Genomic DNA, 22,010 nt, shown 5'->3' on the forward strand with positions numbered 1-22,010 from the left:
TGCTTATACTATTCGCCTGCTCTTTTTGTCGTATATCTCAACGGTTACAAATGAAACAAGAACAATCATAGCATTTGCGGCAATGGTTCCCGTCCAAGTCATAGTCATGGTGCCAAAAAGGGGGGATGCCGCATTAAACATGGTGTGAAATAATACGCACATAAACACACGGCCTTTGCCTGATATTTTATAGATTGCCCCGTTAAAAAACCGAAACGCCATGAGTTGAACTGCAAACATCCAAAAGTTAATGAGTCCCTCTCCGTGACTCGTACCTGGAATGAAGAAGAGAGGAATATGCCATAAAATCCAAAGAATTCCAACGAAAACAGAAGACAAAACAAAGCCATATTTTTTGTCAAGCTCAGGCTGTAGTATGTACATCCATCCAGCTTCCTCCAAGCCACCGATAATAAGACCACCAGGCAGGGAAAGAAAAAACGTATAAAATGGAAGCACCATTTCCGTGTGGCCTGAAACTGCAATATGTATCAAAAAATACAGTGCAAGCCCTGCAACAACGAAAAAATAGAGGCATATGTTATTTTTGGCGTAAAAAACAGTTTTCAACCATTCCTTAAAATCTGCTATTTTGTTATTTTTCTTCAGAACGATATATGAAGCAATAGCGGGCGACAAAATATAGATTGCAAAAGGAATATTCATCCCGAATTGCTGTACCGAGTAAACCCAATTGTGAACCGAATATCCAAATTGCCCAAGAGCAATTAAAGCACCTGACACAAGATAGGCTATGCAAAATGTCAGCATCGTAAATTGTACTATGATTTTTTTGTCTGTCACGATTTCTTCACCTCACGTTTTCAATACACCTTAAATTTTGATGGATGGACGCTTTGACTTTTATCACTTAATATTTGCTTTCTGCCAATTCAAAGTTGCATTCCGCAAAATATAAATTTTCTACGTTCGTATTATTTTAAGATTCCGTAATAATTTACAAGTGAATTATATCATTATGTACTATAGATTGCCTTTTTTAGAGTGGGTTTTGTCGGAAATGTTTGCGAAACCCCTATTGACACAAACTGAAAAGTAATGAAAAAATTAGTAATACTAATACAATCCATGAAATTAAATAGATTAGTGTATCTGGAACCTTGTTAAATCAAAGTTATTTTAGACGATATTCTAATTTAAAAAATACCATAATATAATAAAAATCCTTGAATCGATACAAATAAAACAAATAAAAATGCAGCTATATTAAACCAGCCATTTACTCTTTCGTTTTTTTGGAATGATTCTACCCCTCTTAATAATGCAGATAAACTCAGAAACAACATCATAACGTATATTATTTCATTAATATTATTTGTAGCGAATCCATAAACCGCGATTATAATAATAAGTGCTGATAAAATATAATTTAGTTTTTTTAACATAAAACGACCTTCTTTCTTTGCTACTGTGCCCCTCATAATAGCTTAACAAACATAGTTATATAAAAGAATAGCTTATTAAGTAAACAAGAAAATCTTGATTCTATCTAATACATGAAATTGCATAAAGTCCTGTACCAAGAACCTTGAAATATCAAGGTTCTTTTTTCGTTAATCAGAGTTAATTTTTAAGTGTTTTGTGCTATTTATAGAGTAAATAAATTGCAACTCCTTCTCTTTTGTATTACAATGTACATACAAAAGAGAAGGAGTTGATTCTAATGACTGTAGTATCCTTAAGAATTGATACCCAAGAAGATCAATTAATCAAAGAATATGCTAAAGCTAATAATATCTCGGTTTCAGCTTTATTTAGAAATGCTGTTTTAGAAAAAATTGAAGATGAAATTGATTTGGGCTTATATAACCAGGCGATGTCTGAACACAAAGAAAATCCAAAAAGTATTTCTTTTGAAGATATGCTGAAGGAGCTAGCGGATTAAATGAATTCAGGTTATCAAGTAGCGTTTGAAAAAGGAGCTCAAAAAGCTTTAAAAAAAATGGATAAACACCAATCTCTTTTAATTATGGGTTGGATCCAAAAGAATCTAGTGAATTGTACAGATCCTAGGAAGCAGGGTAAAGGATTGACCGCTAATCATTCAGGAGAATGGCGTTACAGAATTGGAGACTATCGCTTAATCGCCGATATTAATGACGAGACAGTCACTATTTTAATGTTAGAGATTGGACATAGGAAAGATAGTTACAAATAAATCATTAAAATTGAGTACAGCATGTTAAGCAAGAAAATTCTACCGCTTAAAAAGTGGTAGAATTTTTTTGCTATTTATATTGAATACGTAATGCAACAATTGCATTTTCAATAATGTCTTGTTGCGTTGCGTTAATTAGAAATTGCGTTTCTAGACACTATTTTATTTCTTCAACAAGTACTAAAATAGTGTTATTGATTGGCACGTGAATGTTTTCTGATGATATGATATTCACCTTCTACTCGTTATAGTTAATAACGAGTAGAAAGTGAAAAGTGTTACCTAAGAATAAAAATTACACTTACAATTTCCCCTTTAATACATGAAATTGCTTAAATTAGTGTATTTAGAATCTTATTAAATCAAGATTCTTTTTTTACTCTAGGAGCACTTGCTAAAACCAATCCGCCTTCTAATTCTTGATTGCTCATTACTACGATATACGATTCTAAAGGGTGTATTCCTCTTTTTACTGATTCTACTGAAGCAAAAAAAGAATTAACGTCAATACAAAGAATATCTCTTTTTGGTTGGTGTGAGTAGTCCATTTTTATCATCTTTCATACACCCTCTTTAGAATATTTTATACGCTAAACCATTTCTCAAAATTAATTTTTTTTACATTACGAATTAAGTCTAATTCACAAAAAATTACACCTGCATTTATAGATTGAATATAAATATTATTTTCATAATATCCGTTATACAAAGTGACTACTCTCCCAACCGTGATTTTATAAGGTTGGGCGTTCTTCTTACTTAGTGAAATCTATTTTTGGATAATGGGGCAGGTTGTTATGTTTAATATTACTGGTAATTTTAAAATACAGTTACCGAGCCATATCTCCAATAACAAAGGCTACAAAAGTATAATCATAAAGTAAGGTTTGTCCATCTTTAGCCACCTCAATTGCACCTATTTATTTTATTTATCTTGATACTGTCGTTTCCCCCAGTATATCGGCTATTTTTTAATTGTTTTCGTCGTAACCTTCCGAAACAGAGGCAACTTCCTATCCCCTACTCGTTCATAGTCTCAACCAAGAAAAAATCCCAACCATTTATGTGGTTGGGATTTTAGTATACTATGCAATTGAAACATCAGAGGTATTAATTTTCCCATTCGCTATAGCCATTTAAAATAATTATATATATTACATACATGCAGGGAATAAATATAGCAAATAGGATTATCTTTATAATCCAACTTACTGTCGAAAATATAGCCCCAATAAGTATATACAGCATAAAAAAAACAAATACGGACATTATTAACAATAGAATAATTAAAATAAAATTTTTAATTATTCTATTGTTAATCTTTAAAACAGCTGATAATATTTCTTCAAAAAAAATTAAAATAAATTCCATTTAAAAGCTCCTTTTAAAAGTCTATCCATTATTTATATTTTTATCATTCTTGTCAATTAATTTAGCAATTGTTAATCCTGGATTAGCGATTGCTACTGCTGATTTAGAAAGTCCTTTTGCTAATACTTGATATCGTTTTATCTGGAATGAGGCACTAACTCTACTTCCGATTTGAGAAACGAGTACAGACCAACCATATTTTCTTATAAACCAACTAATTGCCCCACCTGTAACAAATGAAATGGCAACATTTAAAATTGTTCCTAATACTTTAACAGATACAATTTTTCTAGCAGCAATAACCTCTTCACCAGAAATACCATCATAAAAACGATCAAAAACAGTTTCATGATTGCTATCAATTTATTCAATGATATTTTCAGTGGTTTCTTCTAAATCACCATAAGATTCTGTAGTAGGAGATAAAATGGGTTTTTGGTATTTTCTAATACTCTTTGCAGGTATCGCTCTTGTTGTAGTAGGTATGTTAAATAAAGATGTTTCACGTTCAGTTAAAATTGTAAGCATGTTGTTTATTATTGGGGTGTTATTTATTATCATTTCGTTAAGCATGCTATTGTTGCCAGGTAGCTCAGAAATAGTTGCTCAATTATTACAACTAAATTAATAAAACAATACATGAAATTACATAAAGTCATGTATATAGATCCTTATTAAATTAAGGATCTACGTATTGACTGTTTTAGCTAATAAACCTAAATATATTAAACGATTTTTTATAATAGACAGCTAAAAAATATCCGATTGATACCTTGTAAGTCTCTATTCTGGTTAGAATCTAAATAGACACTTACGTAGAAATTCAATTAACGTGGTAATGATAAGCCTATAACGTCAATTGAATCAAAACTATGCATAAGTTTTAATTCTTTATTGGCTATATCGTACTCATAAAAGTCACAAGGTGATTGCAAATTTACATTCAATTTTACTAAAACAAAATAATCATCAAGAACTTTAAAAATCTGAAATTCCAAAATATCATGTTCTATTTGTTCTGCGGATTGAAAAATCCCTGTAATTATTTCATCATTATCTATAATATTTTCCGAAGAATCTGTAAGTACAATTTTGTTTATTTTATTAAGAACTTTGTTGCTAGAAATGTAAGATGTAAAGCTATCTGAATCTGCGGTATATAGCTCAAAATCCTCACTTTTAAAAGCATCTGTTTCTTTGCTACTGCCATGTGAATAAATAGAGACATACTCTATTTCTCCAGATGTTTCATTTTTTGTTATTAAATTAATTAACAACTCTTTAGATGATATGTATAAACTTGATACAATGATAACGATAACTACTAAAAATAAAATTAGCTTGAATTTATTTCTCATAATTTCTTATCTCTCCTTACTGGGTTATCTTTTATTATATATTGTTTCTTAAAAAAATATCCATACATGAAATTGTATAAAGTCATGTATCAAGAACCTTGATCAATCAAGGTTCTTTTTTATTTATTTATTCACTTTTAACTAAAAACATAGGTTTAAATCAACTTAAGAACTACTTACTGAAAATCCTCAACTATTTCAGTAACAGTAATTTCTCCACCAATCAATACTTCAGATAAATGACTATCAGTAGGAGAGCTCCAGTATTCTTTTGCTTGATCAATTTTTTCTAAGTCTGGTAGTAAAGAAGCATTACCTTTGAAAGCAGGTCCAGTATTTTCTAATTTAACGATTTGAAGAATGACTCTATTATAAAATTCAAATAGTTCTTTCCATGCTATTAAATCATCTAGGTTATCAGCACCCTACAGACATTCAAACCTTGAAGGAAGCATTGGAAAAGACTCTAATCTAATCATTTCAGTAACGACTTCTCTAATAGCTCTTGAGGTGTGAGACATAGAATTATTCAAAAATGAAAGATCTTCATTATTAAGGTTGGTATCTAAACGTTGTATGATCTGATCCAAGGATTCATTTGATTTATTCTTAAAATTATTGTCTAAAAAGAAGGAATATAATCTGTTTTTATTCCTTTTATCAAAAATAATTTTTTGACCAATATACATTGGTTTTCTGGTAACTAGATAATAGTAATGCAAATATGTACACCTCTACTTTCTTAATTTTAACAATCAGTTGATATAAGAAATATATCATAATTACTAAAAATAATATGGGTATTTTCTTTAGCGGAGATACATAAATAATGTAGCAAAAGATTAATTACTTTTATTTAGTATTTAATCTTTTTTTATTTAAATATTTATAACGAATGTGTTTTTTTAATTTTAATTTTAGTGTATGTAAACCACTGGTTGCTAATTGTAAACGAATAGGTGCATTACTTTGTAGGTTGAATTAGGGATAATAAGAGTACTAACTTAAGGAGGGAAGTATTAAAATTAGTCTTTTAAATATTATTTATCGGAGGAAGAAAATGAAAAAAATCGCGATTTTTTTAGTTGCATTAGTTACAATGGTACTTGTCCCACTACAAGCTTCAGCTACGGTTGAAACAGCAGATACAATCACTAAGTTTACTGAATTAACTGAAAAACTTGAATCTAAAAGAGATCGAGATGGTTTTGTTAGCGAAGATGATGTAGATTTATTATTACTTTCTGAAGAACTAAGTAAATTAGAAGTAACTTCTAGTTCTTATGGAGATCCCGTAACTATACAAGATGATAGTACATCAGAGAATATTATAGTACCGTTTGGTTATGGTACTAAACATGATTTAGGAAAAGGATGGAAAGCTCGAGTAGATAAACCTAGTGCAGGTGATGCAAAGCCACATATTCATGTATATAATGGTAAAGTAGATGGAGTAGAAAATGTAGATGGGACTAAATCTCATGGAAAAACGTTAGGTAGCTCTGGAATACCTAAAGGTATTCAAAATAAAGCAAAAGGATTGGCAGACTATAAAAAAGCACAAAAAGATTTGACTAATATAAAGAAAGCAAAACAGCAAATGAAATCTAAAGGATTAAACTTGCGTAAAAACTCAGATATTATTATAGCGATTGGAATATTTGTAAGTGTAGTTGGTTTTCTGATATTTGCGTCAGGTGCTGTAGCAACATGGGGAGCATTTTTATTATTAATTTAAAATAGGAGAGAATTCAATGAACTACTTTACAGAAGAAAAACATGATCTTGAAGGATATATGGATAATTTAAGGACTTTAAATAAAGTATTAGATATAGATACTCTTAATTTTTTATTAAACACCTCTTTTCATGATAGTCGTGTAAGCGAAATTACATTGGTAAATAATTATAATCCAGAAGTACCAGATGAGTCTCAAGAAAGTATAGTATCTATTTCATCTACAGCAAAGCATTGGGATAATAATATATATCAATTATTATGGTCAGATGTGACGATATATTCTATTGATTTTGATATTTCAAGAAACAAATTATTTGAAAGTCAAAAAATTTTGTTTAACAGTGGTTTAGATGAGTGGTCACATGATGAACTTACGTTGCTAGATAATGGTCGTTTAAGACATGAAGTTTATTTATTCTCACAAACAACAATTATTATTGAGTGCGGTAATTTTAATATCAAACGTATGGATTTATCTTAAATATAGATTCATGTATGGAAAATCCTATTAAAGTGTATCTAACACCATAATACCAATTGGGCAATTATGGTGTTGGATACATTAATTTGGATAAAAAAGGATATCGAGAATCCTATCTCTATAGGGTTCTTTTTTTATATCGCCCTCCAACACATGATTTTGTGACATGAAAAATAAAATCATGTATTGATTTCATGAGAAATTAGGGCTTTTAAACAAGCTGTAACTCCTACTCATTACTCACGCAACAAGAAATCAACGACTTTTCATTCTATTTAAAAAAGAAAAGAAAAATGCGAATTGGGATATTTTTCTGTTTTTGATCGGGATTTACAGCGGTTTACGCATGTCAGACATCGTTAATTTAAAGAAAAAAAACTAATTCCCTCAAAATTCAATTCCGACTAAATAAAATATAGGCGTGGTTAAGTATGAACTCCATCCATCTACTAAGGGTAGAATGGTAAATATAGCTTCTATTATCACAAAAATAATTTAGTTATATTTTTAGCAGTCTATTTTAAATAAGTATGAACACTCATTTATAACGTTGTCAACTTCTTAAAAAAGGTTATGCACTAATCTCAGCAATTAAGTTAGTTTTTCAAAAAGCAGACCACATTAGAGGTCTGCTTTTTGATATATTGGGTCTATAATTTTTAGTGTTGATAAATTTAATCTAATTCCATTACTTAGCCAAAATTTCTGGCGGAATAAGGTTGCTTGCAGCCGTGTAAAGGATTCAATGAGAATTACAAAACGTTGGCGCTTCAGCGAGATTACGTTTGTTTGAAGCTTAAAAGTCTGTAAAACTTCTTTTTAGGCTTCAGACGTTCCCATGGCTTCGCAAGCAAAACCGTCTATTCCATAAGAAATTTTTTTGAAGTATTAAACACTATTTGTCCTATACACACTTTTGGTAAGACTCTTCTACACAACTCGATGTAAAACTGATATCTTCACTAAAATAGTTACTCTCTTTTAAAAAAATAACTATCACTTACAATATTGTTATTACCCCACACTGCCTTCCATCTCATAAGCAATCAATCGGTTCAGTTCCACTGCGTATTCCATTGGGAGTTCTTTTGAGAAGGGTTCGACAAAGCCCATGACGATCATTTCAGTGGCTTGTTGTTCGGTCAAACCGCGACTCATGAGGTAATAAAGTTGTTCTTCTGATATTTTAGATACTTTGGCTTCGTGTTCAAGCGAGACGTTGCCGTTATGGATCTCGTTAAAGGGAATTGTATCGGATTTGGATAAATCATCCATAATGATCGTGTCACATTCGATATGTGAGATTGATCCACCTGAGTTTTTACTAAACGTGACTTGTCCGCGGTAATTGACTTCCCCACCATCTTTGGCAATCGATTTTGAGACGATTGAACTCGAAGTGTTTGGTGCATTATGGATCATTTTAGCTCCGGTATCTTGACTTTGTCCGGCTCCAGCCATTGCAATCGACAGCATGGTTCCTCTAGCTCCGCGACCATTCAATAAGACACTTGGGTATTTCATCGTGGTTTTGGCTCCAAGGTTGCCATCGATCCACTCCATCGTGGCGCCTTCTTCGGCTACAGCCCGTTTGGTTACCAAGTTGTAAACATTGTTGGACCAGTTTTGAATCGTCGTGTAGCGGCAGTATGCGTCTTTTTTAACGATGATTTCAACAATAGCCGCGTGCAAGCTACTGGATGAAAAGGTCGGTGCTGTACAGCCTTCGACGTAATGCACACTGGCGCCTTCATCAACAATGATCAAGGTACGTTCGAATTGGCCCATGGCTTCATCGTTGATCCGGAAATACATTTGCAGTGGCACATCACAGCGTACGCCTTTTGGAACGTAAATAAAGGTTCCGCCAGACCAGACGGCTGCATTTAAGGCAGCTAACTTGTTGTCTGTTGCAGGCACGATGGTTCCAAAATATTCTTTGAAAATCTCAGGGTATTCTTTTAAAGCTGAATCGGTATCGGTAAACACGATACCTAGCTTTTCAAACTCTTCTTTCATATTGTGGTAAACGACTTCAGATTCGTATTGTGCTCCCGCTCCGGCTAGGTATTTGCGCTCGGCTTCAGGGATCCCGATGCGTTCAAAGGTTTCTTTAACTTTATCTGGTACATCTTCCCAGTCGCGTTCAGGCTGGTTGCTGACGGTTTTATAGTAGGTAATGTCATCAAAATCGATATCCGACAGATCGGCTCCCCATTCCGGCATTGGCCGTTTGGTAAAGTGATCGTAAGCTCTTAAACGGTAATCCAGCATCCACTCGGGTTCTTGTTTGCGGTTAGAAATTTCTCTGACCGTGGCTTCAGAAACCCCTTTTCCAGTCGTAAAGACGGATTCCACTTCATCATGAAAGCCGAATTGATAATTCTCGCGTTCTGGTACTTCTCCCATCGTTCTTCACTCCTTGCTTTTCCTTGTCTAAACAGACAATTTTACTAAAGCTTTTTCCAGTGCTTTCCAAGACAACGTAGCACATTTGATACGGGCTGGGAATTGCGCGACCCCACTTAAAAGTGCCGCATCCCCTAGTTCGTCTAACTTGTCGACTTCTTTTCCTTGCACCAGCAGCGAAAATTGATCTGCTAGCAATAAAGATTCAGTCACCGTTTTTCCAATCACCACATCGGTCATCATACTCGCACTGGCTTGGCTGATCGTACAACCGCTTCCATCAAATCGAATGTCTTTAATGATTTGATCTTCGATTATCAGTTGCAGCTGCATCACGTCGCCGCAAGTCGGATTGGTCAAGTCGCTATGAGTTGTTGCCTGCTCTAAATCTCCGTGGTGATGCGGGTGGCTGGAGTGGTCTAAAATCACTTGACGGTACAATTGGTTCAGTTTAGTTAAGGCCATCCGTAAAAAACTCCTTTGTCGCCAATAATGCGTCAACAAATTGATCTGCATCAGCGGTTGTGTTATAAAAATAAAAACTGGCACGAGCCGTTGAATCAGCTGCTAATTTTCGCATCAGCGGTTGCGCACAATGGTTGCCGGCGCGAATCGCTACTCCTTGCATATCCATTGCAGTCGCAACGTCATGCGGGTGAATGCCATCTAGATTAAAAGTCACGATGCCGGTTCGTTTTGCGGTATCCAAAGGTCCATAAATCGTTAACCCTGGTACACTCATCAATTTTGGCCATAAATAAGCCATCAATTCGTGTTCCTGTTGTTGGATGGCAGAAAGCCCAACCGTTGCTAAATAATCAACGGCTGCCCCTAGCCCGATTGCTCCAGCAATATTGGGTGTCCCGGCTTCAAACTTCCATGGCAATTCTTTCCATGTGCTTTCTTGTTCGTAAACAAATTCAATCATTTCTCCGCCGAATTCAACGGGTTCCATTTGTTCTAGTAACTGGCGTTTGCCGTATAATACCCCAATGCCAGTCGGACCCACCATTTTGTGACCACTAAAAGCATAAAAATCGACTTCCAGTTCTTGGACATCAACCGGCATATGCGGAACAGCTTGCGCCCCATCGACGACGAGCACAGCCCCTGTTGCATGGACCAGTCGTGCAATCTCTTGGATTGGGTTAATAACCCCAAGCACATTAGAGACATGCGTCAAGGCTACGATTTTGGTCTTCACGCCTAATTGATCACGCAGGCTGTCTAGATCCAATAACCCTTCTTCAGTCAGCTCAACATAGTTTAATACGGCATGTGTTTTTTTGGCTAACTGTTGCCACGGGATCAAGTTAGAGTGGTGCTCCATTACGGAGACCAAGATTTCGTCTCCTGACTGCACGTTAGCTTCTCCGTAGCTTTTAGCTACCCAGTTCAAACTAGTCGTTGTGCCGCGGGTAAATAAAACTTCAGCTGATTCATTGGCATGGATAAAGTGTTGCACTTTTTCGCGCGCTGCTTCATATTGCGTTGTTGCTCGTTCAGCTAAAGTGTGGACACCGCGGTGTACGTTAGCATTTGATTCACGGTAATAGGTTTCAATGGCTTTTAACACAGCTGTTGGCTTTTGAGTCGTCGCAGCATTATCTAAATACACTAACGGTTCGTCATTGACTAGTTGTGTTAAGATAGGAAAGTCTTTTTTCCATTTATCAGCCGGAAAGCTCATTTATCCAACTTCCTTTCGATCGTATCTACTAATCCTTGACGGATGACTTTTAAAGGAATCGCTGCAATAACGGAACCTAAGAATCCACGGATCACTAAGCGTTCGGCTTCTTTTTTTGGAATGCCTCGGCTCATCAAATAATACAGATTCTCTGGATCTACTCGCCCGACACTAGCAGCATGTCCAGCCGTCACATCATTCTCATCGATCAACAAAATCGGGTTGGCGTCTCCTCTAGCGTGTTCAGACAGCATCAGGATTCGGCTTTCTTGTTGGGCATCTGCCCCTTTGGCCCCTTTGATGATGTGGCCGATGCCATTAAAGGTCAATGTCGCTTTATCTAAAATCACACCGTGCTGTAAAATATGGCCAATCGTATTGCGGCCATAATTCGTTACGCGGGTATCGATTCCTTGGATTTGTTTGCCCATACTGATGGCGACGACTTTCACTTCGCTGTGCGACCCTTCACCAATCAAATCGGTATCAAAATCAGCAATCACGTTCCCGGTATTCATGACGCCAATTGCCCATTCGATCCTGGCATCTTTTAGCGTATGTCCACGACGATTGATATAGGTAGTGGTCGTTGCGCCGATTTGATCAACTGCTGAGAATTTCACTTTAGCACCCGGATTGGCAATGACTTCCACAATAATATTGGCCGCATTTTCTTGGGTTCCGATCGTTTCATACTTTTCAACATAAGTGAATTCACTGTTACTATCCGCAAAAATCAAAACGTGTTTGATCCAGCTATTTTTCACGTTGCTATTTTGGACAAATAACGCTTCCAGCGGTTCGTCGATCACAACGTTTTTAGGCACATACAAAAATAAGCCGCTGGTCATAAAGGCCGCATGGAAAGCCGTCAATTTATCTTCATCGTATTCGACTGCTAATTTCATATAGATTTTTTTGAGCAGTGATGAATGCTCTTGCAAAGCGGTAAAAATATCGGTAAAGATCACACCTTGTTCAATGTATTTCATCGGCAGCTGCTCGAAAACCGTTTGATTGCCGACTTGAATGACTCGCGGAGCATCGTCATCGCCGGTCAAAAAATCTTGTGCTAGTAAAATGCCTGCTTCATCGCTGAAGAAATCAGGTACTTGCAGCAAAGGCCAGCGTTCATATTTGACTCTTTCAAAAGAAGGCAGGTCTAAAGAATTGATTTTCATTAATGCTGCTGCTCTGAATTCGGTCATCCACGCTGGTTCTTCATGCATCAGAGAAAATTGCTGCACAAGGTCAAGATAGTCTAAATAATTTGTCTCTTTCATCTTGATCCTCCTTATTCGTCTTCTAAAACAAAGTCTAAACCTAATTCATCACGGATCCCTTTGTAGCCTTCCGCTTCAAGCCGCTTAGCCAATTCAGCTCCTCCTGTTTTAACGATGATGCCATTCATCATGACATGCACGACGTCTGGGGTCACATAATTCAATAAGCGTTGGTAATGGGTAATGATCAATGCGCCAAAGTTTTCGCCGCGCATCGCATTGATCCCTTTTGAGACTACTTTTAAGGCATCGATATCTAACCCTGAATCGATTTCATCCAAAATAGCAAAGGTCGGTTCAATCATCATCAATTGCAAGATTTCATTACGCTTTTTCTCACCGCCTGAAAAACCTTCATTTAAGTAACGTTCAGCCATTTCTTCTGCCATATCTAAAATGGCCATTTTTTCATCTAATTTTTGAATAAATTTCATGACTGGGATTTTATCGTCTTCTGGTCGACGAGCGTTGATTGCAGCACGCATAAATTCAGCATTTGTAATGCCAGCAATTTCGCTTGGGTATTGGACCGCTAAAAATAATCCAGCTCTTGCGCGTTCATCCACAGCCATTTCTAAAACATTTGCGCCATCTAATAAAATTTCGCCTTCAGTAACGATGTAACTCGGATGTCCCATAATGGCAGCTGAAAGAGTTGATTTCCCGGTTCCATTTGGTCCCATGATGGCATGGATCTCATCAGTTTTCATCACTAAATTGACACCTTTTAAAATTTCTTTGTCTTCAATGGATACATGCAAGTCTTTCACTTCTAATATGGACATAGCTTCGTTTCGCCCCTATGCTTCAAATTTTTTTAAAATCTTTGATTAATGGTAAAGTTAACGGTCTTGTTACCTTTTATTTTAGACTAACCCTAATGCTTTCGCAAACTTATTACGAATTGTTTCAGGGTTACTTTTCAGCTCAAATCAGGTAAACTAAGAACAAAGATCTCACCTTATCAAACAATTCAGCAATCCTTATTGTTCGAGCGTTTGTTTAGTTTGATTTCATTGATGAAAGGAATGTGATTTTTATGAAACCCTTAATTGGAATCGCTGGCAATGTTTTATTAAACAATGCTGATTTAAATGGCTTACCGATTACGTATACACCCCAAGGATTTGTTAATGGCATTCGACAAGCAGACGCCATCCCAGTCGTTTTCCCAATCAGTGATCCGACCGAAGCCAAAGACTACCTTTCAAAAGTAGATGGCCTTTTATTAGCTGGTGGTCAAGATGTCTCACCATTGCTGTTTGGCGAAGAACCAAGTTTGAAATTAGGCGCTACTAATCCAGCACGGGATGCTTTTGAGATTGCGCTCGTCAGAGAAGCGATCCATCAAGCTAAACCGATTTTTGCGGTTTGTCGCGGATTGCAATTAGTGAATGTTGCTTATGGTGGAACCCTTTATCAAGATGTTTCAGATTATCCCTCTTTAGCCGTTCAACACATTCAATTGACTCATTTTGAAACTGGCGCCCACACAATTGATATTGAACCAGATAGTACGATCGGTAAGATTTTTGGCGAACAATATGTAGTCAATACGTACCATCATCAGGCAATCAAAGAATTGGCGGAACCCTTTAAAGCTGTGGCTTGGAGTAAAGACGGATTGATTGAAGCGTTTGAAGCGAAATCACCTCATCAAAGTATCCTAGCTGTACAATGGCATCCTGAATTGATGATTCCATACGATTTGATGATGCAACGTTTGTTTACCGATTTTGTTAAACGAGTTATCAAAAAAATGGCCTAAAAAAGCTGACCTTGTTTCTTTCCCTCACCAGTAGCTAAGCTACGAGTTGGAGGTCAAATCAAGGATCAGCTTTTTTTATAGACTATTTCGAATCAATCGTCGGATTCTTTTTTGTACTTCCAGCGCTTCTTCTTCAGGCAATTCCGGCAGCTTATGACTAGTAGCCGCTGTTGAGATTGTTAACGACATCAAGCCCATTTTTTTAGCTAATGGTCCAATACTGGATTCAATATTTTGAACCCGAATGATTGGGACTGTAATTCTTTTTTTAATTAAAATACCTGAAACAAAATCAATTTCATCTTTATTGTAATCCACCCGCCAAGCTTGATAAGTCAAGGTTGGCAGCACGTAGATAAAGACATACCCACCAAGCAGTGCTAGCCCAATGGTGATGTAAATACCTGCGTCAGGCAATGCTGTATTTGGCATAATTTGGATAAAAAAGTTATATACTAAAGCGACGATCACTAAAGGAAGACTATTAAAACAGCCTCTAATACGCCACAACTTCAATACTTGAGGATCAATCATACTTTTTGGTCCCATGGCTCGGCACTCCTCTCGTTCACTAAAAACCAATCAAATAATCGTTCACAATCGGCTTCTTCAATAAATGATAATTTTTTATTTTGGGCGGAATCTCCAAGGGCACTGAACACCTCTACTTTTCCTAAATGGCTTCTTTTTAAAAAAGGATTTTGTTTGACCGTCAGATTTAACACGCGATCTTTGCGCAAATAAACGGTTTCCGTACTAATTAATTTAGGCAATTCAAATGTCACTTCTTCTTTAGAAAGAGCGTAGCCGGTCTTTTTATAGCTGCGGTAGCCATAAAAAAGAATCACTAAACTGCCTACTATCCCAATCGTCCAAGCAAATGACCATAGAAAGTAGGAAATCAAAAGGGTTAAACTGATCCAGCATAAAAGCGGCCATTGAATAAAGCGTCTCAAAGAACGAATTGGAACGACTTGTTGAGCAGGCAGACAGTTAAAATGCGGTACGATTTCACCTCTCAATGAGGCCAGCTGCTCCTTTTTAACAAGTGGCAGCAACACAATTTTGCCTTTTTCATACGATTCACTCGTATCATCTTTCGTAGTTGATTCTTCATCACTTGTGATGCCAACTGACAGTGTCGTGTAGCCAAATAATTTTTGCACCCAATTTTGCTCTTCCCAAACACTTTGAATATTTGCTAAGGCAATGGTTTGGCTCTTCAATTCCAACAACCCTTTTTCAATAGTCAAATGTTCTTTGGTCAATTCAACTTTGTAGTCAAAATTTTTAATGACAGATATAACGTTCCCAATAACATAAAAAATAACAATCGCCAATACAATGATGAACAGTTGCGCTAAGATAGTCGTTTGACTAACGATTGTTTCCGCTTGATCAAACAAAGTGTCTGAAATCAGTTCTTCAAAGATATTCAGTGCTCCCACTAATACAACTAACCCTTTAAGAATAGATCCTCCCATCAAGTTCATTTTTATAATATCGATTAAACTCATCGAATAAAGGGATTTTGTCACTCCCACTTTTTGTAATGAAAAGCCCGTCTGTCGATCGATTTGCTTCTCTCCCGCTTCTTCAGCACTCTGGCTAACCGTTTCCCGCTGCGTTTCTTTTAAATAATGCAGCTGAGTAGCCAACTTCAGTGCATTTTCTTTGGATAAAGCGTCTAAAGCTATCCCTTTTCCTGGCGTCTTGATCTCGATCTTCGTCACATTAAAGAGACGATGAATCAAGTTCTCGCTGTAATCAATGCTTTGAATACGGCTAATTTGAACATCTTTTTCTTTTTGAATAAATAATCCACTTTTTACCACAAATCGATTGTGATCGATCCAGTACGATGTCCGTATAAATTTCAAAACATCTACCAAGTACACCAAACCAAAAATAGTAAAGAACAGCAGGGTTAAAATGAGACCCAATCCTTCTAGTCGATAACTTGAAAAAGCAAAGAAAATAATAGGGATAACAAAGGACACCAAGCGATTGTAAGCATCGGTAATAAGCGTTAGCGGGTGTAATTTTTTTTCATCATACATCTGATTTCACCGCCTTTAATTGTTCTAATAACTGAATCCTTAATTCTTCCGCCTCATTTTTTATCAGCAATGGAATCTCGTGAACTGTGCCAGCTGTAAAAACTTCTATGATCTGTATGGCGTATATTCGAGTAAGTGGACCTTCTTTTACTGCTACATGTTGGATGCGTTCAATTGGGATCAGTGTTCTTTTTTTTAAAAAGATGCCCGTCATGATTTCCAAATGCAACGCGTGCATCTCATAGCGCACGGATTTTAATTTCAAATACGGAAGGACAAATAAACTCATTGAGAAATCAACAATCGGTAGGATGATCCAAATCGCTATTAACGCTGTAGGCCAATCAAATTCAAGCGTTAAGACTATTAAAATCCCAAAGAAAACTAGCGTAAAGAAGCTGCCAATAATGTCTTTTGTCCGTTCATATCGAATGGTACTTTCATCTAATTTTTTTACCGGCAATTCTTTATACATACCATCCACTCCTAAACTAATATTATTACTTTGAGTGTAGCACTATCTTGAAAATAGTACTATCTTAACAATCTTTTAGAGCACAAAAAAAGTAAGAAACAAATCAATTGATTTGCTTCTTACTTTTATTTGATTATTCTTCTACAGGAACAACTGCTCCGTCCCATTCTTCTAAAATAAACTCTTTTACTTCATCAGATTTCAATGTTTCCACTAATTTTAAAATAGCAGGATTTTCAGCATCTTCTGAACGAACGGCAATAATATTTGCATATGGAGAAGATGAGCTTTCAATTGCAACTGAGTCGTTGAGTGGGCTGATATCTTGATCTACTGCAAAGTTTGAATTGATAGCAATTAATTCTGCTTCATCTTGTTGGTACAATGTTGTCATCAATGCTGGATCATTATCGTATTCAAAGACTAGGTTTTTAGGATTTTCATCAATATCATCAAAAGTAGCCGTTGTAAGATCTACGCCATCTTTCACTGTTATTAATCCTGCTTCTTGAAAAATCGCAAGAATTCTTCCCCAGTCTGGTTGATTGTTGCTGACTAAGACCGTTGCACCATCTTCTACCTCATCTAAGCTTTCGTAGCGTTGAGAAAAAATAGCTAACGGTTCAATATGAATATTTCCAGCATTAACAAAGTCAAAACCATTTTCTTCTACTGCTGCGTCAAAAAATGGAATGTGTTGGAAATAGTTAGCATCAATTTCGCCTTCATCTAATGCGATATTTGGGATAACATAATCATTGTAAGTCGTGATATCTAATGTGATGCCTTCTTCTTCAAGGATGGGTTGAACAAATTCAAGAATTTCAGCATGAGGAACATTGCTGGCCCCAATTTTGATTGTTGTTTCTTCTATAGCTGATCCACCTGTTTCACTGCTTGTTTCGTTGCTTCCTTCGCTACCACATGCAGCTAAAGTCAGTACCACACCTGTTGTTACTAACGCTGATAAAACTGTTTTCTTTTTCATCTTTAAATCCCCCTTGTTTTAAATCTGTTTTTTAAAATGTTAAATCCCCTATTAAACTGCTGTACTTTTTTAGCAACTAATGATTGTAACTTGCCGCTCATTTAGCTGTTTTTCCTGTCTTAGCGTTTATCGACTTTCTTAACAATCACATCTCCAATAGCTTGGATGATAAAGACGATAACTAAAATAATCAAAGTTGAAACCAACGTTACTGCCGGTTGATTACGTTGAAAGCCATCAAGATAGGCTAAGTTTCCTAAACCACCGGCTCCGATAACTCCTGCCATCGCCGTAGCTCCAACTAAAGAAATCGTTGTGACGGTAATCCCTGAAACAATAGCCGGTAAGCTTTCTGGAATCAAGACTTTATAAATGATTTGCCATTTGCTAGCTCCCATGGCTTCAGCTGCTTCAACGACTCCTTTGTCGATTTCTCTAAATCCAATCTCGACTAGTCTTGCAAAGAATGGTGCTGACGAAAGAATCAGCGCCGGCAATGCAGCTGTTGGCCCAATTATGGATCCAACAAGTGTCTTAGTAATGGGAATCAATAACACGATCAAAATAATAAATGGAATAGAACGGAAGACATTGACTAAGATAGCCACTACGCGATAAAGTGTTTTGGCGAATACCGAATTCTTTCCGTTTGTTTCATATAATAATAGCCCAAGTAATAATCCGGCAAAAAAGATGATCACCACTGATCCAATTGTCATGAAGATTGTTTCTGTTGTTGCTTCTTGCATTTTTTCCCAATCGACTTCTGCAAAATCGACGTATTGTGATAAAACACTGGTACCAAAATTAAGATTCGACAACATGTTCTACCACCTCAACTTCTACTTTTAATTTTCTTAACTCTTCAATAGCGATTTGTATTTTTTGATTCTCACCTGTAAGTTGAACATACAGTGAGCCAATAGCACCTTCTTGTGTTTGTTGAATGCTTCCTTGGATGATGCTTAAATCGACTCCATCTTCTCGAACGATTTTTGACATGATCGGCATCTTAGCTTGCTGTCCATGAAACGTTAAGTGGACGATTTTTCCTTCAGGATATTCCGCTAATAATTCCTCAAAGATCATATTTGTGTCTTCGCTATCTGGATTTGAATCTTGGCGGATAAATCGTTTGGTTATATCTTGTTGTGGCTTTTTGAACACATCGATAACTGAACCTTCTTCAACGATTTTTCCATCATCCATAACCGCAACTTTATCACAAATTTTTCGAATAACATGCATTTCATGCGTGATCAATACGATGGTTAAATTTAAACGCTTATTGATATCCAATAATAAATCTAACACTTCGTCCGTTGTCTGCGGATCAAGCGCACTTGTTGCTTCGTCACAAAGCAATAACGTTGGATCGTTGGCTAGAGCTCTTGCTATTCCAACACGTTGCTTTTGACCACCTGACAATTGTGAAGGATAAGCTTTTTCTCTTCCTTCTAATCCTACTAAATTAATCAATTCTTTTGCTTTAGCTTCACGTTCTGCTTTAGGCAAGTTGGCTAACTCAAGTGGAAATGCAATGTTTTCTTCTACGGTTCTTGACCATAAAAGGTTGAAATGTTGAAAAATCATCCCAATTTTTTGGCGTTCTTTTCTAAGAGATTTCCCTTTTAGTTGTGAAATAATCTTCCCTTCAACGGCAACTGTGCCATCCGTTGGTATTTCTAAACCGTTAAACATTCGGACCAATGTACTTTTTCCGGCACCTGAGTAGCCCACGATGCCATAAATTTCACCATCTTTGATTGAGATATTTATGTCCTTTACCGCTGTTAAACTGCCTTGTTTGGTTTGAAATACCTTTTTTATATTTTTTAATTCAATCACTTTAGCTACACCTCCTATTTTATTGAAATAAAAAAACTCTCATCCTTATACTAAGCACACTGCTCACTATAAGGACGAAAGTTTCGAATTTTCGTGTTACCACCTTAATTTATTGATTTATTGCTAAATCAACCTCTTCCAGTACTCAAGCTTTTTTCAACTCTTTTATACTGCGGCACGTTATCGGGTGCACCCGGAATAGGCTTATGCAAAGCATTCACTCATTCTGCTCAAAGACCATCTTCGGTTCAATTCCCATTACCTTTTTTCAGCAAACAAGGCTCTCTATGAATGGTTATTACGAACGTACTCTTCTTATCATCGCGTTATTGATATTTAATATATTCTAACAGAGCTCTTTTTTTCTGTCAACTATATATTACAGCTTTTACCAGATTTCAACTGACAATTTGTCAAAAGTAGCAGGTTCTATATCTTTCACTTCAAGAATCCAATTGTCTTTTTTATCTGTACTGTTTAATTTTTCAGGATTATCTGTTAACTCTGTATGGAACTTAACAACAATACCCGTTAGAGGAGACAGCAATTCAGTGACTGCTTTTGCTCCTTCAACGCCTAGTAAAACATCTTCTTCTTTTACTTCAGCTAATGTGTTAGGAAGTTCGACAAACATCACTTCACCTATATCATCTTGACCTTTTTCAGATAACCCAACACGGTAGTTTTCGCCTTCTTTTAATACCCATAAGCCATTTTCGCTGTATCTCATTTGTTGTTCCAATCGAATCACTCCTATCTCTTTTCGTTTCTGTCTCCCCACGTTTTTTCATAGACGTCTTCTTTAAAACCCAGAGTCGTTGTTTTTCCATCTGTCAACAACGGTCTTTTGATCAACATGCCTTCTGTTGCCAATACTGTGGCGCCTTCATCGATTGCCATATTGGGTACACGTGATTTCAGCTCTAATTCGCGGTACCTATTTCCGCTAGTATTGAAAAATCGGATAAGAGGAAGATCAGACTGCTTTATTAAATCAACTAACGTTTCTTGTGTTGGTGGAGTATCAATCATATTTATCGCTTGATACTCTATCGCCTGCTGGTCTAACCATTTCCTTGCTGCTTTACATGTTGAACAAGTAGGGTGTTGATATAGTTTAAGCATTTTAGCTCACTCCTATCGTCCGTCACGTTTTTATTTGAAACTTTCGTCTTCTTCAGAAAACATGTAGCTGCGGTAATGATACCTCATGGACATGATCAATCCAACACCCATCATATTTCCTAACAACGCCGTTCCCCCTTGAGAAATAAACGGCAGTGGTATCCCAGTTAATGGAAGTAGCCCAATACTCATACCGATATTTTCAAAAACATGGAACAAAATCATCATAATGACACCCGTTGCGATATAAGCGTAAAATTCATTTTTCGTATCAAAACAAATACGGATCATTTGATAAATCAATAAAAAGTAGATGAAAATCAAAATGCAACTGCCGAGAAAACCAAAATTTTCGCCAATTGTTGAAAAAATCATATCTGACTCTCGAACTGGCACATAAACTTCTGAGGTTCCAAAGCCTTTACCAAGCATTCTCCCTGAGCCTATCGCTTTTATACTCTGGATCAATTGATAGGATGTATCTCCTGAGTCTCCATAAGGATTTAGCCAAGAGTCTATTCGAGAGAATTGATACGGTTTAAAACCCAATTGTAGTAGAAATTCTCGATTGTACACTACTAGAGCGAGCAAGGTCCCCCCAAGTGCCGCAACTCCAGTAAATAATGGCAGAATGATTTTCCACGTGATGCCTGATATCAGCACTAAACCAATAATAATAGCGATAAATACAAGTGTTGAACCTAAATCATTTTGTAACATGACCAGTATTAGTGGCGGAACTGAAGTTAGCATAATCTTTCCTATTAATAAGAAATCAGTTTTAGGGAAATGGTTTAAGTAGTCGCCATTATGTTTTGTGACTACACGAGCGAGCATAAGAATAAAGGAAATTTTCATAATTTCGGAGGGCTGGAAGGTCAGTCGACCTATCTTAAACCAACTTTTGGCTCCAGTACTCAATTCTGTAGGGCGATCATAAAGGAATAAAACAAGCACTAACAGAAAGAGCCCTATACCATATGCAACCGGCGCTAATTTCCATAATTGCTCCGAATCAAATTGCATAATAACAATGATGGCAACTGTGCCAACTACATACCAGATTACTTGCATTAGCGTAGCTCCCATACCACCGCCAGCATCCAAAGAAGTCGTTGAGAAGATAGTCGCAATACTAATGATTGCTAGCAACAAGACGGATAAGATGATTCCATAATCTATTTTTGTTTCTTTGTTCTCTGTCATTTTTTAACATTCTCCTTGTGTCCTATCT

General features: G+C 36.3%; 24 protein-coding genes, 2 pseudogenes and 1 other annotated feature. Of the genes and pseudogenes, 7 read left to right on the forward strand and 19 right to left on the reverse strand.

Annotated features, from left to right (window positions below; all coding sequences use genetic code 11):
• Positions 1–3 precede the first annotated feature (3 nt).
• Together BP17_RS10875 and BP17_RS10880 are read right to left on the reverse strand one after the other, a co-directional pair.
• The gene (locus BP17_RS10875; protein ID WP_035054321.1) at positions 4–804 is read right to left on the reverse strand and encodes a CPBP family intramembrane glutamic endopeptidase; all 801 of its coding nucleotides are present in this window, start codon (positions 802–804) and stop codon (positions 4–6) included.
• Positions 805–1,157: 353 nt separating this feature from the next.
• Positions 1,158–1,406, reverse strand: coding sequence for a YczI family protein (locus BP17_RS10880; RefSeq protein ID WP_035054328.1), 249 nt, complete (start codon positions 1,404–1,406; stop codon positions 1,158–1,160).
• Positions 1,407–1,684: 278 nt separating this feature from the next.
• Here BP17_RS10880 and relB point away from each other — a divergent pair, with 278 nt between their 5' ends.
• Complete coding sequence (gene relB, locus BP17_RS10885) at positions 1,685–1,906, forward strand: type II toxin-antitoxin system RelB family antitoxin (RefSeq protein ID WP_035054332.1); 222 nt, start codon at positions 1,685–1,687, stop codon at positions 1,904–1,906.
• On the forward strand, positions 1,907–2,179 hold the full coding sequence (locus BP17_RS10890; protein WP_035054334.1) for a type II toxin-antitoxin system RelE family toxin: 273 nt from the start codon (positions 1,907–1,909) through the stop codon (positions 2,177–2,179).
• Positions 2,180–2,541: 362 nt separating this feature from the next.
• On the opposite strand, the gene BP17_RS10895 is transcribed toward BP17_RS10890, so the two are convergent.
• Positions 2,542–2,736 carry a hypothetical protein gene (locus BP17_RS10895; protein WP_034545119.1) on the reverse strand — a complete coding sequence of 65 codons (195 nt, stop codon included), beginning with the start codon at positions 2,734–2,736 and terminating at the stop codon, positions 2,542–2,544.
• 1,241 nt (positions 2,737–3,977) lie between these two features.
• Between BP17_RS10895 and BP17_RS10905 the strand changes: the two genes are divergently transcribed.
• Positions 3,978–4,178 (forward strand): hypothetical protein, encoded by a 201-nt coding sequence (locus BP17_RS10905; RefSeq protein WP_035054339.1) that lies wholly within the window; start codon positions 3,978–3,980, stop codon positions 4,176–4,178.
• 199 nt (positions 4,179–4,377) lie between these two features.
• On the opposite strand, the gene BP17_RS10910 is transcribed toward BP17_RS10905, so the two are convergent.
• A complete protein-coding gene (locus BP17_RS10910; RefSeq protein ID WP_035054341.1) occupies positions 4,378–4,908 on the reverse strand; it encodes a hypothetical protein in 531 nt (176 codons plus the stop codon).
• Between the two features lie 176 nt (positions 4,909–5,084).
• Positions 5,085–5,597 (reverse strand): annotated as a pseudogene (locus tag BP17_RS13850) (DUF2441 domain-containing protein).
• A gap of 371 nt (positions 5,598–5,968) precedes the next feature.
• Between BP17_RS13850 and BP17_RS10920 the strand changes: the two are divergent.
• From BP17_RS10920 to BP17_RS13810, 3 genes and pseudogenes are all read left to right on the forward strand, one after another.
• Positions 5,969–6,646, forward strand: a complete 678-nt coding sequence (locus BP17_RS10920; RefSeq protein WP_051910530.1) for a hypothetical protein — start codon at positions 5,969–5,971, stop codon at positions 6,644–6,646.
• A 16-nt stretch (positions 6,647–6,662) separates the two neighbouring features.
• Positions 6,663–7,130 (forward strand): hypothetical protein, encoded by a 468-nt coding sequence (locus BP17_RS10925; protein WP_035054343.1) that lies wholly within the window; start codon positions 6,663–6,665, stop codon positions 7,128–7,130.
• A gap of 254 nt (positions 7,131–7,384) precedes the next feature.
• A pseudogene (locus tag BP17_RS13810) lies at positions 7,385–7,509 on the forward strand (tyrosine-type recombinase/integrase); the annotation flags it as partial.
• 635 nt (positions 7,510–8,144) lie between these two features.
• On the opposite strand, the gene sufB reads toward BP17_RS13810, so the two are convergent.
• From sufB to sufC, 5 genes are read right to left on the reverse strand one after another with little or no spacing between them, the layout of a single operon-like run.
• Positions 8,145–9,539, reverse strand: coding sequence for a Fe-S cluster assembly protein SufB (sufB, locus tag BP17_RS10930; protein ID WP_035054345.1), 1,395 nt, complete (start codon positions 9,537–9,539; stop codon positions 8,145–8,147).
• 27 nt (positions 9,540–9,566) lie between these two features.
• A complete protein-coding gene (gene sufU, locus BP17_RS10935) occupies positions 9,567–10,004 on the reverse strand; it encodes a Fe-S cluster assembly sulfur transfer protein SufU (protein ID WP_035054348.1) in 438 nt (145 codons plus the stop codon).
• Positions 9,991–11,229 carry a cysteine desulfurase gene (locus BP17_RS10940; protein WP_035054350.1) on the reverse strand — a complete coding sequence of 413 codons (1,239 nt, stop codon included), beginning with the start codon at positions 11,227–11,229 and terminating at the stop codon, positions 9,991–9,993. Before BP17_RS10940 ends, sufU begins: the two co-directional genes overlap by 14 nt.
• Positions 11,226–12,512: a Fe-S cluster assembly protein SufD gene (sufD, locus tag BP17_RS10945; RefSeq protein ID WP_035054353.1), complete on the reverse strand. Its 1,287-nt coding sequence runs from the start codon at positions 12,510–12,512 to the stop codon at positions 11,226–11,228. The genes BP17_RS10940 and sufD overlap by 4 nt, the downstream gene beginning before the upstream one ends.
• A gap of 11 nt (positions 12,513–12,523) precedes the next feature.
• Positions 12,524–13,297, reverse strand: a complete 774-nt coding sequence (gene sufC / locus BP17_RS10950; RefSeq protein WP_035054356.1) for a Fe-S cluster assembly ATPase SufC — start codon at positions 13,295–13,297, stop codon at positions 12,524–12,526.
• 254 nt (positions 13,298–13,551) lie between these two features.
• On the opposite strand from sufC, the gene BP17_RS10955 reads away from it, so the two are divergent.
• Complete coding sequence (locus BP17_RS10955; protein ID WP_035054358.1) at positions 13,552–14,280, forward strand: gamma-glutamyl-gamma-aminobutyrate hydrolase family protein; 729 nt, start codon at positions 13,552–13,554, stop codon at positions 14,278–14,280.
• A gap of 75 nt (positions 14,281–14,355) precedes the next feature.
• Here BP17_RS10955 and BP17_RS10960 read toward each other — a convergent pair whose 3' ends face one another.
• From BP17_RS10960 to BP17_RS11000, 9 genes are all read right to left on the reverse strand, one after another.
• Positions 14,356–14,829 (reverse strand): PH domain-containing protein, encoded by a 474-nt coding sequence (locus tag BP17_RS10960; protein ID WP_232219620.1) that lies wholly within the window; start codon positions 14,827–14,829, stop codon positions 14,356–14,358.
• Positions 14,811–16,340, reverse strand: coding sequence for a PH domain-containing protein (locus tag BP17_RS10965; RefSeq protein ID WP_035054359.1), 1,530 nt, complete (start codon positions 16,338–16,340; stop codon positions 14,811–14,813). Before BP17_RS10965 ends, BP17_RS10960 begins: the two co-directional genes overlap by 19 nt.
• A complete protein-coding gene (locus BP17_RS10970) occupies positions 16,333–16,815 on the reverse strand; it encodes a PH domain-containing protein (RefSeq protein WP_035054361.1) in 483 nt (160 codons plus the stop codon). The genes BP17_RS10965 and BP17_RS10970 overlap by 8 nt, the downstream gene beginning before the upstream one ends.
• Before the next feature lie 133 nt (positions 16,816–16,948).
• Positions 16,949–17,803, reverse strand: a complete 855-nt coding sequence (locus BP17_RS10975) for a MetQ/NlpA family ABC transporter substrate-binding protein (protein WP_035054363.1) — start codon at positions 17,801–17,803, stop codon at positions 16,949–16,951.
• A gap of 119 nt (positions 17,804–17,922) precedes the next feature.
• The gene (locus BP17_RS10980) at positions 17,923–18,627 is read right to left on the reverse strand and encodes a methionine ABC transporter permease (protein ID WP_035054365.1); all 705 of its coding nucleotides are present in this window, start codon (positions 18,625–18,627) and stop codon (positions 17,923–17,925) included.
• A complete protein-coding gene (locus BP17_RS10985; protein ID WP_035054368.1) occupies positions 18,611–19,651 on the reverse strand; it encodes a methionine ABC transporter ATP-binding protein in 1,041 nt (346 codons plus the stop codon). Before BP17_RS10985 ends, BP17_RS10980 begins: the two co-directional genes overlap by 17 nt.
• Before the next feature lie 67 nt (positions 19,652–19,718).
• Positions 19,719–19,982: a binding site (T-box leader), on the reverse strand.
• A 57-nt stretch (positions 19,983–20,039) separates the two neighbouring features.
• A complete protein-coding gene (locus BP17_RS10990; protein WP_198022533.1) occupies positions 20,040–20,393 on the reverse strand; it encodes a glycine cleavage system protein H in 354 nt (117 codons plus the stop codon).
• Between the two features lie 11 nt (positions 20,394–20,404).
• Positions 20,405–20,776: an arsenate reductase family protein gene (locus tag BP17_RS10995; protein ID WP_035054370.1), complete on the reverse strand. Its 372-nt coding sequence runs from the start codon at positions 20,774–20,776 to the stop codon at positions 20,405–20,407.
• A gap of 30 nt (positions 20,777–20,806) precedes the next feature.
• Positions 20,807–21,982 (reverse strand): FtsW/RodA/SpoVE family cell cycle protein, encoded by a 1,176-nt coding sequence (locus tag BP17_RS11000; protein ID WP_035054373.1) that lies wholly within the window; start codon positions 21,980–21,982, stop codon positions 20,807–20,809.
• Positions 21,983–22,010: the final 28 nt, after the last annotated feature.

It is taken from the genome of Carnobacterium pleistocenium FTR1, assembly GCF_000744285.1.
GTDB classification, from domain to species: domain Bacteria; phylum Bacillota; class Bacilli; order Lactobacillales; family Carnobacteriaceae; genus Carnobacterium_B; species Carnobacterium_B pleistocenium.